The following is a 14719-nucleotide window of genomic DNA, read 5'->3' as shown; positions in this document are numbered from 1 at the left end:
GGTTGTGTCAAAACGTGGATAATGCTGTCGTTTCGTTCGTAGGGGCGAGGTTGGCTCGCCCGAAAACAGTTTACTTTGTGTCTTCGGGCAGGCAAACCCTGCCCCTACAGCTGACGATGGGATAGGTCGGTTTAGTTTTGACACACTCCCGAATGTATACAGAGTAAAGCCCCCTTGTCTTATTCATCAAAGAGTTTGGCTTTTCTGGAAACCAGTCTCAAGGTGATTTTTCCTTCATTGATTATCCTTAAGATGTCTTCTCCACCTTTATTAACCTTGCATAGAGAAATCTTCGGTCCCATGATTTTATCAATGCGTACTTCTCCTACTTTATCTTCCATATAATTACCGTCAATCATCCCGTCTTCCATTACATCAAACCGCTGGCCTTCCTTTATCGGATCATCATATCCCAGATTGATATAAACTGTTTTAGCTTTTTTCCCATTATCTCCGGCAAGTTTCAAGATGCTGCCATAAACCTTAAAGTAATTCTCCACAAAGTTTCTCATTTCATACGGCATGCCCAACAGTGAATGTTCCAACGCTGCAAACTGGCTCGCATCTTTGCCCGAAGACGAACCGGTTTCTTCATAAACCCTTGTACCGATAGTGGTTCCGTCACTGGTGCGAATCAAGTCCAACTGTAACTTGAACTTTTCTTTGAAACTGTTCTCGCGGCTGTGATAGCGGCGATGCGAACTTCCGTCATCAGTCGCCTCGCGTGATACTAGATTTCCGCGTAGCAGATAGTCGGCCCGGAAACGGCGTGCGTCTTCCAATGGGCTCAGATTGAGGTTGGCACCTACGGCCATCGCATCAACAATATTTACACGATTTGTTTGCTGTATACCGTCCAGTACAACACTCCGAATGGTATTGAGCACTTTATTGGGAACTTTGATTTCGCTGTTGAAATCGTCTATATAAATCGTGTATTTCTGTGCGGATATCCTTAGGGATACCAGTAGTAACAGGCAGATTAATAGGACTTTGTCTTTCATTGCGTTATGGATTTGCAGGGTTTGTAATGCAGTTGTTTCACGAAATTAAAGATATTGTTGCTCATTTGCAAATGAATAGGGTTAAAAATACCCATTAAGGGAGTTATTTTCCGAATAAAATGATTGAGTGACTGATATAATGTTTATCTTGCATCTTTAAAAGCAGGAAATAAAGTATGAATAAGGCTGAAGAAGATAATATTAGGTTACAGCAACTGGTCTCAATAGCCCGGATGGGGTGGTGGGAGGCCGACTTTAATGAAGGAGTTTATTATTGCTCAGATTTTGTGGCAGATTTGTTAGGTATCGAAGGGGGCAAGATTTCATTTTTAGATTTTGGAAATTTAATCTGTGCAGATTACAGGGAACGGGTGCTTGCAGAGTTCCGTTCGTTTAAGATGATGGACATCTATGAGCAAGTCTTTCCTATTCATACTAAGTACGGTGTCATGTGGGTAAGCACTAAAGTCGGTGACAAGCGGATTACTGATGATGGGCACGTTCGTATAATGGGCATGCTGCAATGTGTTTCGCGCCAGCGTATGAGTATGCAGGAAGATACGGTTGTCCGGCTGAATGATTTGCTGTATCGGTTGAACGGCATTTCCTGTTCTTTGTTGGATTTTCTTCATTCGGACGATGTGACGGGAGTCATTGATAAAATTTTGCGTGACGTGCTTTTCCAGTTTAAAGGAGACCGGACTTATATTGTCGAATATGATAAAATCAGTCATCTGCAAAGTTGTGTCCATGAGATTGTGGCCGAAGGAGTTGCGCACGAAAAGCGTTTTCAGTCCATTGAACCCATAGCATACGGCAGTTGGTGGGACACGCAACTGTTTTCGGGTATTCCTGTCATCCTCTTTACCTCAGATTCCATTCCCGCCGATGCGGTGGAAGAGAGGATGCGTCTGGCTGCCGCAGGAGTAAAATCCGTCATGGCAGTTCCCCTGAACTCCAAAGACGGAGTGTGGGGGTATATGGGAATTGAGATTATGAAGGAGTTTCGTGAATGGAGAAACGAAGATTATCAGTGGTTTGCTTCACTGGCGAATATCATCAGTATTTGTGTGGGATTGTATAAGGCAGAATCCGAGGCCTCGTTTGAACAACAGTATTTCCGCGATATTTATAAAAATATTCCTGTAGGTATCGAACTATACGACCGGGAGGGTACATTGGTGGATATCAATGATAAGGACCTTGAAATCTTTGGAATGACCTGTAAAGAAGATGTACTGGGAATCAATTTGTTTGCCAACCCGATGCTGTGTGACAACTGGGAGGATATGCTGAAAGAAGGAAAGTCTTTCAACTTTGGCTTTGAATATGATTTTGACCGGATAGGCGACTACTATAAAACACTAAAGCAGGGGCGGATAGAACTGATTTCAAAAGCCATTCCTATCCTGGACTCGTCGGGCAATCTGGTGAATATTCTGATTACTAATATAGACAACACGGAGACGAATAATGCGCATCATAAGATACAGGAATTTGAAGAGTTCTTTACGCTGGTGGGTGATTATGCCAAGGTGGGATATGCTCATTTCAATGCCTTGACGCGTGACGGTTATGCTGTCAGCAGTTGGTATAGGAATGTCGGTGAGAAAGAGGGGACCCCTCTTTCCCAAATTATCAGGATACATTCCCACTTCCATCCTGACGACCGTCGGGTGATACTCGCTTTCTTTGAGCAAGTATTGGACCGTACAGCCACCCATTTGCGCCACGATGTCCGTATCTTGCGGGAAGGCGGGAATTATACGTGGACACGGATTAATGTCATGGTGCGTGATTTCCGTCCCGAAGACGGTATTATTGATATGGTATGTATCAATTATGATATCACAGAACTGAAGGAAACGGAAATGATGCTGATAAAGGCGAAAGAAAAGGCAGAGAACCTGGACCGTTTAAAATCGGCTTTTCTTGCCAATATGAGTCATGAGATTCGTACTCCCCTGAATGCCATTGTTGGTTTCTCCGACCTGCTCATTCAGGCAGAGGACAAAGAAGAGCGTTCACAATATATGTCTATTGTGCACGAAAATACGGAGCTTTTGTTGCAGTTAATCTCTGATATTCTGGATTTGTCGAAGATTGAATCAGGCACTTTCGATTTTGTAGGAAGCACTGTCGATGTAAATGCGCTCTGTAGTGAGATAGTCTACTCACTGCGGATGAAGACACCGGCAGGGGTGGAACTTCGTTTTGAAGACCATTTGCCGCAATGTACACTTTATGTTGATAAGACCAGACTCACACAGGTGCTGTCCAATTTTATTAATAATGCATTAAAGTTTACGGTTCAGGGCAGTATTTCTTTGGGATACCATGAAGTGGGGAAAGACCGTTTGAAGTTTTACGTACGCGATACAGGAGTGGGTATTCCTGCAGACAAGGTGGATTCTGTTTTTGAACGATTTGTCAAGTTAAACAGTTTTGTTCACGGAACAGGGCTCGGACTTTCCATCTGTAAGAGCATAGTGGAGCAGATGGGAGGAAATATCGGAGTGGATTCTATAGAAGGGGAGGGCTCCTGTTTCTGGATTGTCATTCCCAAAGGGCAAGAAAAATAAGTTGTCTGTATATTATATATGGAGGGTGTCAAAATGAAAACGACATTTTAACACCCTCAGCTGAAATAAGGATAGAGACATCAACTTACTTGTTCAGTTTCCAAGTAAATCCGTCTTTTGTATCTTTCACTTCAAAGCCCAAAGCGGCCAGTTCGTCGCGAATCTTGTCGCTGGTAGCCCAGTCTTTATTGGCTTTCGCCTGCATACGTTGTTCCAGCAGCATATCCACCACTTTTCCGTAAGCCTCTTCACGAGCCTCGTTGTTGGCCGTTTCTTCTTTCAAACCGAGAATTTCGTACATGAAAAGAGGGAATAAGCTTTTCAGTTCTTCCAAGTCTTCTTCCGAAATAGTCGCTTTTTTGTCGAGAACCGTATTAATCATTCGTGCTCCGTCAAACAGATGAGCGATGACAATCGGTGAGTTGAGGTCATCATTCATCGCTTCATAGCATTTGGCACGAAGCTCTTTCACGCCATCGATGCCGGTAGTTTGTTTACCCGGAGTGATGCGGTCCAATCCTTTCACAGCCTCTTGCAGGCGTTGCAATCCTTTTTCTGCAGCTTGCAAGGCCTCATTGCTGAAGTCTACCGTGCTGCGATAGTGTGCCTGAAGGATGAAGAAGCGGATGGTCATCGGGCTATATGCTTGGGTGAGCAGTTCATGCGACCCGTTGAAGAATTCATCCAGATTAATAAAGTTATGGTAAGATTTACCCATCTTCTGTCCGTTGATGGTAATCATGTTATTGTGCATCCAATAGTGAACCATATCGTCTCCCTGCGAAGCCACACTTTGTGCAATTTCACATTCGTGGTGCGGGAAAATCAGGTCCATGCCCCCACCGTGGATGTCGAAATGTTCACCCAGATATTTCTTGCCCATAGCAGTACATTCGCAATGCCATCCGGGGAAACCGTTGCTCCATGGGCTGGGCCAGCGCATGATATGTTCCGGTTGGGCTGCTTTCCACAGGGCGAAGTCGGCAGGATTATGCTTTTCACTTTGTCCGTCCAATTCTCGGGTTGTGTTCAGCACATCGTCCAGATTACGTCCCGACAGCTTGCCGTAGTGATGGTCTTTGTTGTATTTCGCTACATCGAAGTAGACAGAGCCTTCACTTTCGTAAGCATATCCGTTTTTCATAATTTCTTCCACCAAACGGATTTGTTCGATGATATGTCCTGAAGCATGTGGCTCAATGCTGGGCGGAAGCACGTTGAGGGCTTCCATTGCTTTGTGGTAACGGTTCAGGTAATACTGCACCACTTCCATCGGTTCCAGTTGTTCAAGACGTGCTTTTTTTGCAATCTTGTCTTCACCTTCATCGGCATCATGTTCCAAATGGCCCACGTCAGTAATGTTACGCACATAGCGCACTTTATATCCCAGATGGGTGAGATAACGGAACAGGATATCGAATGTGATAGCCGGGCGAGCATGTCCCAAATGGGCATCACCGTATACTGTAGGACCGCATACATACATACCTACATGGGGTGCATGGAGGGGAACAAAAAGTTCCTTTCTGCGACTTAATGTATTGTAAATGGTTAGTTTATTTTCCATAATTCATCCAATTAGAAATGCAAAGGTATAAATTAATGTGTGGAATAGGCAAACAATTAACAAAAAAAACGGATTCAGTATCACAATATATGAGGGAAAGTATATGCGATTGTGCAAAAGTTCTTGCGTAAATCGTAAGAGTGTGATAAACTTTATCTGAATCAGATTGATATTTTCCCCGGATTGGCTTTTGTTAGTTCAAACAAATCATCCTAATTTCCGCAAGTAAATGCAACTCTCGTATTTCTTTTTGACTATAAACAGTGAAATATAACAACTTTCGGTTTGGCCATTAGAACGGTTCCTGTTTTCTTCATATCATCGTCCATATAAATAATGTGCTGATTGGTTAATCCTTAAGACACGCCAACGGAATAACCTTCACTCCATCAAGACGAGTGTAAGCCATGCTTCCACCAGTCATAACAATAAGCAAATCGGGTTCTCGAAGAGGTACTTGTTTTTCCGTTTTGTTGTGCTCCTGTATGAGCCTTTTGAGTTCAAGTAAGTGTTTAGCTCCTTCATCAATTTCGCTACTACCAAGTTTGCACTCGATTAGTGCATACCGTCCATCTTCCAGATGTAACACTAAATCCGCTTCCAGACCATATCTGTCTCTATAATAGGAAATATGGCTATTGAAATCTGCTGTATAAATCTTTAATCTCTTATACACATTTGCTCAAAGATGAAGCCAAATGTCTTGAGTTGAGTCTCTAAAGCTTCAGCATTGACATTCATAGCAGCCACTGCAATAGATGGGTCAACGAAGCAACGCTTGGAAGAACTGCGGATGGCAGTCTTGCTACGGATAGCGGGACACCACGCATCAATGTCTTGGATAACGAACAATTTTTCCAAGGCTGCAATATAATCATCAAAGGTATTCATGGACAAACTAATGTCTTCCGATGCTGTGACATCTGCAAGGATATTGCTTTTCTTTGAAATACAACTATCTATTTGGTGTTTTTGTGGTGTTTTATTTGGTATTTTTGCGGTAGTTTATTCCGCGTTTTTGCGGTAATTCATTTGGTATTCTTGTGATAAGCGGCTATGATTAGTCAGATAGATTAGCTATCAGTTCCATCCGCTCCTCTTCACTCAAACCTTTCAGCATTTTAAGCAGGGCTTTCTTATCTACAACCGGAGTAGCCTCCTTGGGCTTCTCATTGAGCACATATTGATAATGGTTCTCAGGCTACGAAGCGCAATGGCAATAGTGGTGGTACTCAGTTCGTTCTTTTTCATGGTTCTTACCCACTTCATGATAAACTCCCTGTTATAGTCAAATAGAAATATATTGCAAAAACAATCTGTATAATCTACTGAATATCAGCCGTACTACATCTGTAATTTTTCGCAAATTAATTCTGTTTGACTATAAATATAATTTCTCCTTACCCCACAAAGCGACTTGAGGCAATATACTGTAAATCCAACGAAATAGTAGCGATTAATCAGTTCCCACTTTAAACACTCTTGCGTAAGTTTAATATGTCTGCCCATTACATCAATCCGTGGTCATTCGATGCCGGTATCAAATATGCGTTGGGTGTTCTCTCACCCTCTCACCCACATCTCCTTATCCCTGATGAATAGAGGGTTTCAGGGATGAGAGATGAAGGTGAGAGATGGATAAAAAGGTGAGAGCAGTTCTCTCATTTTGGGCAAAAAACGTATTTTGTGCATTCTTTCTTATACAAGTTGACACACATGGGCGTTGCTTCTTTCTGTTGCGTATGTCGCTGTTGCACAATGACTGCTTTCGCGTCGGTTGTTTCACTCTTTCAAACAAAGTGTTTCAACAGCCTGAAACACTTTGTTTGATGTCGTGAAACACTTTGTTTGACAGGATAAAACACTCTGTTATGCAGGCTGAAACACTTCATGCCGACGGAAGCGCGCGTGCACACGTATGTGGAAAAGTGTGCACACAGGGATACCGAAAATATACATTATTAGTCGAAAATAAGAGCAATGCTCTCATCTATCACCCCATCCCTCACCCTTATCTCTCACCACTGAAACACTTTATTCATCGGCTTCTTGATGATGCAGGTGAGAGGGTGAGAGCAAAATATGCTTTCTTGTGATAATTGCAGTTGTTTTTTGCACTTTTTGTTTTGAAATAAAGATGGAAGAGTTTTTTTAAAAGACCTAAGTCTTTTCCTGAAAGTCCAAAGTGTTTTAGTAAAAGACCTAAGTCTTTTTGAAAAACTCTTAGGTCTCTTTTTGAAACACTTTGGTCTTTTTCCGTTCTATGAAGCATTTATGCTTATGCAACTCAGTATAGTGAGTTTGTACCAAATGCAGAATATTATACCTTAGTTGGTAATCCTAAGTTTAATATTTATGATGGTAAGTTCTTAGGAGAAGATTATAATACTCTCAATACTCCGTTGACTGCTATTGATTATTCAAGCAGACATACAGGTCTGTCCCTATAAGATAATTCCTCCTCCCAACACCACGTCTTCCCGATAAAAAGCGGCTGCCTGTCCGGTGGCAATGGCGGTAAGCGGCTCGTGCAGTTGCACGTGGAGCGTATTGTCCGCTTGCAGTGTCACTGTGCACCGATTAGCTTGCTTGCGATAGCGTATTTTCACAATCACATCGTCCTTGCAGAGCAATGCGTCAGGATTTGTGATATTCCAGTCTTTCAATGTCATTTCTGTTTTTTCCAAAGCTTTCAAATCACTTAATATCACTTTGTTTTCTTCGGGAAATATCTCTTTTACGAAGACGGCACGGTTTAAATCAATCCCCAATCCCCGTCGCTGACCGATGGTATAGAAAGGATAACCTTCGTGCCATGCAATGAAGTTTCCTGTTTCATCGAAAAATTTGCCGGGCTTAATGCTATCTTCCGGCAGCTCGCGGCGTAAAAACGTGCGATAGTCCATGGGGCAGAAGCACACTCCCAGACTGTCACGTTTGCGGGCTGCCTTCGAGAAACCTCGTTCTTCGGCTATTTCGCGGACACGGGTTTTGGTGAGTTCCCCCATCGGGAGCAACATCCGTTGCAGGATATCTTGTGGAAGCCCCCATAAAAAGAACGACTGTTCTTTGTCAGGGTCTGCTCCGGCAGTGATGTGGTAAAATCCGTCGATGAAACGCTTGCGGACATAGTGACCGGTAGCAAAATGATAGATACCCAATTCGTCGGCCAACTGTTGTAGAAGTGGCCATTTGAGGTAATTGTTACAGAGCGTGCAAGGCACAGGGGTATGCCCGGCCATGTATTCGCGGATAAAATAATCAATGATTGTCTTTCGGAATATATTGCGAACGTCGTAGGTGATATGCTTGATTTTCAGTTGTTCACATAAAGTCCGTGCATCGTCCAAATATTCCGTATCTCCTTCTTTTTCATAAAAACGAAAAGTGACACCGGTCACTTCGTACCCGGCATCCTGTAACAGTAAGGCGGCAACGGAGCTGTCCGTTCCTCCACTCATTCCCAGTAGAACTTTATTGTTTGGCTTCATTGGGACAAAGATACGAAATCAAAATGAGTTCTTCACGGCTGTGAAGAAGCAATATCGAATGGCTCGTCTGACAAAGGGAATAGGATGAAAAAACAGAGGCTTTACTCTTGGCCGGTCAGCTTCTTTATTTCCTCCCTCATTTGCCTGATGGCCGTGGATTGCACCTTCGGCTCTTTCTCCATTACCATCCTTGCAGCCTGCTCCAGTTTTTGCCGTTGATAAAACTCCGGTTCCGCATATAGCTTTGCCAGCAGGAAATAAGGATAGATTCTGCCGGCAACCGATGGGTGGAACGAATCAGCCAATATTCTGCCTCTGCATAATTACCCGCCTCCTGTTCGTTCTTTCCTATTATGTTCAATATCATCGGGTCGCCGCTCACCCGCAACGCCTCTTTCATAACCACATTCGATTCCTCATGCCTGTGCAGCTTATGCAGGGCGTGTCCGTATTCAAACAGATAGCGGGCATTCCATTTCATGTCTTCGTATATCTCTGCATACACTTCCGCCGCTTGCTCATAAGCCCCCGAACGGTAGAACATCTGTTTCCGGTGCCATGCCACAGAAGCTGTCTCGCGCACCTCCTTCCACCGATATACCCGGTAGCCCCCATACCGCTTCCACCGCACCGGCAAGAATGAAGAGCCAGGTGATAAATAGACAAATTCCACTTGCCATTATTTTATTTATATGTTTCATTTTATTCTTTTCCATACCCGGTTCCAGCGGATATGTCCGTCGGCAGGGTCTTTCGATTTCCATATTCTTGTTGCTTTTCCCACTATGTAGCTTTCGGGCAGCAGTCCCCAATACCGCGAATCGCGGGAGTTCTCCATGTTGTCGCCCGATACNTAAACCGATATTCCCTTATCAGGCTGTCGCCCAAGTAAATAAGTTTATCCCTCAATGAAAGTTCCTTTTTTTGTTCGTACCTTATGATATGTTGATAAAATAATATTGAGATGCTATCCAATGATACCACTTGTCCTTCTGCCGGGACAGGCAATGGACCGAATTCCTTTATCGTCCATCCCAACCGTTTGCTCCACGGAAAACTCTCCATAACCACTCCCCGTGAATCGTTTTCCGTCAGGCCGGAGATGCGTCTTTGGGCGGCCATATTTCCTAATTCTTCCTCTGTCCCGCGTATCCTATAGAATCCGTTCCTTATTTCCAGCGTATCTCCCGGCAGGGCGATACAGCGTTTTACATAATACAGCATGACGTCCATCGCCAGGGAGTCTTTCTTGGCAGGATAAGGGAAATTGAAGACCAGCACATCATTGCGCTTAATCTTTCCGACTCCCAGCAACCGGTGAATCTTCACCTCCTTGTCTTCCAGTGCATCCCAGATATTGAAGATGCGGGCTCCCATTATCCATTTGTTCACCAATATGCGGTCGCCCGCCTGCAGGGTGGGAGCCATTGAATCAGACGGGATGGTAAAGGTCGTGAAACAGGTTATTTGTAACACCAGCCATCCTATTATCAATATGCATATATAGAAAGCGACAGACAGCAGGCGGTCCGTTATTCTTTTCAGCTTTTTCACCTTTCCTACCATTTGTTTAAGAATATTTGTTGCCCATTTTGCATATAGAACACCTGTTCTTCCTTGCCGGCAGATAGGTTATGCAGCCAAAGCAGCGCGTTTTTGGGGACATTGTTATAAACCAACCGGGGTTCCGTTGCCGTTTTCCTGCCTAAAGATATCCAGCCGTCCGGTCCGTTTTGGTAGAACAATTCATATTCATGTCCTATACTGATAAAATTTTCATCATTGCGTGGCACATAAACTATTTTTTTNTTTTTTTATCCATTCATCTTTGCCGAGGTCTAAAGTTACATAGCCTCCTTTTTCGTCTGAAAGAAAATAGGTCAGATAGTTTCCGTCACAAATATTCTCTTTTACTTCTTTCTCATTTCCTTTACACGGCTCACTTCCGTTTATAATCTTAAAAGGCAGATTTACCGTGTCCTCTTCTGAACGAAATAACATTAGCTCTGCAATGCGTGCAGGTTTATCTGCAGCTGCTTGATATCGCACATACCTGTATTTTTTTGGGGGATGGCATATCACTTGATTATAATTCACTCTCGGTGTGTCAGCAACCATATAGAGTAACTCACTCTGTCGAAAATCCAAAGAATTTGAAACATCCAAGTGGCTTCCTATGATTTCACTGATATGGAAACGCGTCCATTTTCGGAGCGGATATTTTCGGAATAATTCAACGGTTTCTACTTCTTTCTCAGGCTGGAAATATTTTAATCCTTTATCTGTCAGCCAGAAAGGGAATCCTATTGTATGAAACACACTTCCATTATGATTAGAAGCCAAAGGTACATAAATGACATCAGGCTCTATATTGTTTATCATGGCTTTCCCATTTTGGTGTAACGCCATATCTATAGCCTTCCAGCTCGGAAAAGAAAAGACTCCCAAATAGGCATATTGTCCACATTCAGTCTCATCTACTTCTATTTCCACACTGTTTTCGCCGAAATATTCACCGGTGACATCCTTTATGTAGGGAAATTTTAAGATAGCGGGTATCTCCGACCTGTCCATTATNAAAAGAAAAGACTCCCAAATAGGCATATTGTCCACATTCAGTCTCATCTACTTCTATTTCCACACTGTTTTCGCCGAAATATTCACCGGTGACATCCTTTATGTAGGGAAATTTTAAGATAGCGGGTATCTCCGACCTGTCCATTATATCCTTTTTCTGTTTGCCAAAACACTGTCTGTATATTTTGCCTTTTAAGCGTTTGTCATCATATCCTTGAGTAACCTTTCCCTCATCATATTCAAAAGGGATTATTCCGGTCCCATTCTTTATAACATTCCAGGAATGGCCACCTTGTGCTTCGGGAGCACTTATAATGAAATCCGTGGCAACAGGTATGCCCACCGAACGGAGGACATATACAGACAAGTCACAACTCTCCCGACAATATCCGACACAGTTCTTTTGCAAAAACAGGGCTCCCAGATGAGGCAGGCTTAATTCATCAGAATATACATAGCCGCTTTCTCGTTTTACAAACCTGATTAACGAGTCTGCCGCTACCATCATATCATTGCCTTTATATAAAGAATCAAGTACAGCCGAATATTTTTGATAAAAAAACTTTCGCCAGTTTTCCAACGGCTCGTCCCCTATGCGATAAGGCAATATCCATTCACAGAACTCGTCAAATGAAAGAGAGTGCCGCCACGGTCTCTTCTGCCAGGCAGCAAAGGCCAAGTCTATATTTTCAATTAAATACTCAGCCTTTATAGCGTGGCAGTCATACACCTTGGGCGTGCTCTTGTAGGAGAACTTACTCCATTTGTCTTGCAAATCACGAGGAAAATGTTTTTTATGGAATATGACGGATTGTATTTTTCTCAAACTGTCCAGACCGGAACTTTTTGCATACGAATAATATCCCGGCATATTCTTTATGAGAAAACATGCAGCATCATATTTAAGGCCACTATCTTTATAATGTTCCAGTACTTTTTCCAGTTCTATTCGGTTTTCGCCTGCGGCATTCAGGGAATATCTTAAATTCTTTTCCCGGCAGCACGAACTAAAACAGATAGTGGATAATATAATAATTAAACAGACATTACTTCTCATAATTTTTTACCTTAAACGATTTGAAAGAAGTATGAGGTATTTTATTGGAAAATATTTTGCATAATCAATATTACCAAGCCAGACATTGCTTCAGCCTCTAAAGGTTGTAAACATTATATCTTCTAATCAGAACAAATGTTACAACTAAAATTTCTTTTTATTCTTTCTTATTTTCATGATTTTTTTTTGAAATGTAATCTATTAGCTCCTCTCTGAATGTCTGGTCTTTTAAGTCTCCAACCTTTAAAACTTTAGAGTTTTCAATTAAGAAAGAACATAAAATGTCATCACGAATTATTTTGTTTTTTATCTTAAAGTTCTCAGAACTATCTAATAATATTGGGTAAGGATAATTGAAAAAATATTTTTCAACTTCATTTTCCATATATGCACTAGATGCTATAATTATAGTTCTTATATTATGATTTTTGTTTAATTTTGCAAAATATTCAGATAGATGATCTAACGCTTTTACACAACCACTACAAGTTATGTCTAAAGTATGTATCAACATAATGCCTGAATCACATACATTATTAATATTAAACAAATTTCCATCTACTAAATTTTTTAAGGAATCGGGTATTATCAAATTCTTATCTTTCTCTATAAAATTCAAACAGATTTTTTCTGCAATATTGTTATTGTCTGTTTTTGTATTTTTACATGATACACATAGTAATAAAAATGCGACTAATAATAAATATAGATTTCCCATGATTTCAATATTTATAATATCCTAATTCTAATTCGTATGTTTGTGGATTCACTGATATAACATATATTTTGTGTTTAAGCTCGTCAATAGCCATCATAGATGCCATTCTGTCTAATTTATATTCAATTTTATGCTCTCCTGATAAATTTGCGAACAATATCTTTTCACAATAAAAAGCCATTTTGGGTGAGTCTTTCATTGTTTGTCCTGAATATAATAAAAATACACCATCTTTTACTATTTCCGCATTATTAATTCCACATGGTGTTTCTGGTGTTATTAAACATTCATTATTGTCAACTTTATACGAATGCGGCTTAAAGTCTGTAAACAAAGGATTGATTTGACCATTATTAAATGACATTAATTCACAGTAATATCCGAATGGACTATGGTAAAGGAACATTTTTTGCTCTCTATTTATGTGCAATATGCCTTGGTGTATCCAATAAGGATTGACCTGAGTTGCTGACTGTTCGGGGTATTCTCCTATATATTTATTCTCTTTATTTCCGTGAAGTAAATATTTTGCGCCATCTATTGCGCCTAATCCTACACATGTGGAATCATTGATTTGATATAATAATTGTATGCTATTTTCCTTGTTATCGCTAATCTCTTCAAACGAAATATTGTCATAAGGAATAAATTGGCCAGTCTTTGTTATGTCCCAAATATCAAATAAAAGAGTTTTTCTATTTGATACATCTATAACCTGAAATCGGTGATTGTCTATCTTATCAATAATGCAAGAAGATATTAAGTCATTAGGGCCTGTCCCGGTGCTTCCTCCTTTACAGACTATACTCTTTGTTTCCAAATTCAATACTGTATAAATACCTTCATCTGTGGGGTCACACACTAATAGTAAAGAATCAAAGACTTCAATACACAGAGGCTTAAAAAAAAGTTCATCAACATTTAATGTGTTAAATGTTAACTCTTTTTGTTGTTCAAATAGTGGTTCCGCTTTTTGGGGAGAAGAACAAGAAAGCACTAATATGCCGACAACAAACAATATGAAATAATTCTTTTTATCCATAATATATCATAAGTATAGAACCTGAAGATTATGTTATTGCATGAGGTTCAGGCTATGTTTTACATTATTTATTGGCACAATTTATCCGGACAGTAACTTTTTGCATGTTGCGGATGACTTGTTCCACAGGTGCAAATGGTTACAACACTCCAATCAATGCAATAATAAAGAACACTTCCATAAGAAGTTTCACATCCAATTGTATTTGCTTTAGCCTCGATATCGGCTAGTACTAAATCAGGCATCATTCCCTCAGCCTTCTGAGAGTTATACACATTAAATCCTGCTATCAAAGCAAATGCAGCAACAACTGTTGCTTTCAAAATATTCTTTTTCATCTCTTTTCTATGTTTCGATGATTAATAAAAGTTGTTTTCATCTTTTGTCGGAAAGAACTCCACCGCAAAAAAAGCAAATACATGACTTGCAGATTCTGATTATTTCCATTAAGTTTGCATCGGACTAATCCTCCTTTCTTTAAGGAGAAACCCAAGGGGTGGAAGGAAGCGTGTTCCCGCGAAGAAAATAGCTTTCTTACCATCCCTCTTTTGTTTCTCTAAATTAAACTCCATTTATTTGGCATTCCCTGCTATCATTAGCCGAAGCGGAGATGCCTTTGTATTGCAATACACGGTTATCATCTTGTTAAAATGACCTTTTTCTTCTGCCTCATACGTCACT

At 41.0% G+C, this 14719-nt stretch carries 10 protein-coding genes and 3 pseudogenes; 2 read left to right on the top strand and 11 right to left on the bottom strand.

The window, feature by feature from the left end:
• Positions 1 to 179: 179 nt before the first annotated feature.
• On the bottom strand, positions 180 to 1004 hold the full coding sequence (locus IR173_RS10370; RefSeq protein ID WP_237039533.1) for a hypothetical protein: 825 nt from the start codon (positions 1002 to 1004) through the stop codon (positions 180 to 182).
• A gap of 176 nt (positions 1005 to 1180) precedes the next feature.
• Here IR173_RS10370 and IR173_RS10365 point away from each other — a divergent pair, with 176 nt between their 5' ends.
• Positions 1181 to 3586 carry a sensor histidine kinase gene (locus IR173_RS10365; RefSeq protein WP_237039532.1) on the top strand — a complete coding sequence of 802 codons (2406 nt, stop codon included), beginning with the start codon at positions 1181 to 1183 and terminating at the stop codon, positions 3584 to 3586.
• A gap of 85 nt (positions 3587 to 3671) precedes the next feature.
• Here the strand turns inward: IR173_RS10365 and cysS are convergent, their stop codons facing one another.
• Both cysS and IR173_RS10355 read right to left on the bottom strand, forming a co-directional pair.
• Positions 3672 to 5153: a cysteine--tRNA ligase gene (gene cysS, locus IR173_RS10360; RefSeq protein ID WP_237039531.1), complete on the bottom strand. Its 1482-nt coding sequence runs from the start codon at positions 5151 to 5153 to the stop codon at positions 3672 to 3674.
• Between the two features lie 349 nt (positions 5154 to 5502).
• Positions 5503 to 6098, bottom strand: a pseudogene (locus IR173_RS10355) (DUF4143 domain-containing protein); the annotation flags it as partial.
• Positions 6099 to 7024: 926 nt separating this feature from the next.
• Between IR173_RS10355 and IR173_RS10350 the strand changes: the two are divergent.
• Complete coding sequence (locus IR173_RS10350) at positions 7025 to 7249, top strand: hypothetical protein (RefSeq protein ID WP_237039530.1); 225 nt, start codon at positions 7025 to 7027, stop codon at positions 7247 to 7249.
• 348 nt (positions 7250 to 7597) lie between these two features.
• Here IR173_RS10350 and mnmA read toward each other — a convergent pair whose 3' ends face one another.
• The 8 genes and pseudogenes from mnmA to IR173_RS10310 form a co-directional block, all read right to left on the bottom strand.
• Positions 7598 to 8644 carry a tRNA 2-thiouridine(34) synthase MnmA gene (mnmA, locus tag IR173_RS10345; RefSeq protein ID WP_237039529.1) on the bottom strand — a complete coding sequence of 349 codons (1047 nt, stop codon included), beginning with the start codon at positions 8642 to 8644 and terminating at the stop codon, positions 7598 to 7600.
• A 101-nt stretch (positions 8645 to 8745) separates the two neighbouring features.
• Positions 8746 to 9194 (bottom strand): annotated as a pseudogene (locus IR173_RS10340) (tetratricopeptide repeat protein); the annotation flags it as partial.
• A 147-nt stretch (positions 9195 to 9341) separates the two neighbouring features.
• A pseudogene (gene lepB / locus IR173_RS10335) lies at positions 9342 to 10210 on the bottom strand (signal peptidase I).
• Positions 10204 to 10437: a hypothetical protein gene (locus IR173_RS10330; protein WP_237039528.1), complete on the bottom strand. Its 234-nt coding sequence runs from the start codon at positions 10435 to 10437 to the stop codon at positions 10204 to 10206. Before IR173_RS10330 ends, lepB begins: the two are co-directional and overlap by 7 nt.
• A gap of 1998 nt (positions 10438 to 12435) precedes the next feature.
• Entirely contained in the window at positions 12436 to 12996 is a 561-nt protein-coding gene (locus IR173_RS10325; RefSeq protein WP_237039527.1) for a hypothetical protein, read from the bottom strand.
• 4 nt (positions 12997 to 13000) lie between these two features.
• The gene (locus tag IR173_RS10320) at positions 13001 to 14038 is read right to left on the bottom strand and encodes a BF3164 family lipoprotein (RefSeq protein WP_237039526.1); all 1038 of its coding nucleotides are present in this window, start codon (positions 14036 to 14038) and stop codon (positions 13001 to 13003) included.
• 68 nt (positions 14039 to 14106) lie between these two features.
• Positions 14107 to 14376, bottom strand: a complete 270-nt coding sequence (locus tag IR173_RS10315; protein WP_237039525.1) for an NVEALA domain-containing protein — start codon at positions 14374 to 14376, stop codon at positions 14107 to 14109.
• Between the two features lie 234 nt (positions 14377 to 14610).
• Positions 14611 to 14718, bottom strand: a complete 108-nt coding sequence (locus IR173_RS10310; protein WP_394800662.1) for a DUF1573 domain-containing protein — start codon at positions 14716 to 14718, stop codon at positions 14611 to 14613.
• Position 14719 lies beyond the last annotated feature (1 nt).

This window comes from Phocaeicola faecalis (assembly GCF_021730445.1).
Lineage (GTDB): Bacteria > Bacteroidota > Bacteroidia > Bacteroidales > Bacteroidaceae > Phocaeicola > Phocaeicola faecalis.
Note: the sequence above shows the minus strand (reverse complement) of the source record. Positions and strands in the feature narration are given on the sequence as shown.

Coding starts and splice junctions, on each gene's coding strand:
- IR173_RS10370 (WP_237039533.1), bottom strand. CDS start 1,004: ATGAAAGACAAAGTCCTATTAATCTGCCTGTTACTACTGGTATCCCTA.
- IR173_RS10365 (WP_237039532.1), top strand. CDS start 1,181: ATGAATAAGGCTGAAGAAGATAATATTAGGTTACAGCAACTGGTCTCA.
- cysS (WP_237039531.1), bottom strand. CDS start 5,153: ATGGAAAATAAACTAACCATTTACAATACATTAAGTCGCAGAAAGGAA.
- IR173_RS10350 (WP_237039530.1), top strand. CDS start 7,025: ATGCAGGCTGAAACACTTCATGCCGACGGAAGCGCGCGTGCACACGTA.
- mnmA (WP_237039529.1), bottom strand. CDS start 8,644: ATGAAGCCAAACAATAAAGTTCTACTGGGAATGAGTGGAGGAACGGAC.
- IR173_RS10325 (WP_237039527.1), bottom strand. CDS start 12,996: ATGGGAAATCTATATTTATTATTAGTCGCATTTTTATTACTATGTGTA.
- IR173_RS10320 (WP_237039526.1), bottom strand. CDS start 14,038: ATGGATAAAAAGAATTATTTCATATTGTTTGTTGTCGGCATATTAGTG.
- IR173_RS10315 (WP_237039525.1), bottom strand. CDS start 14,376: ATGAAAAAGAATATTTTGAAAGCAACAGTTGTTGCTGCATTTGCTTTG.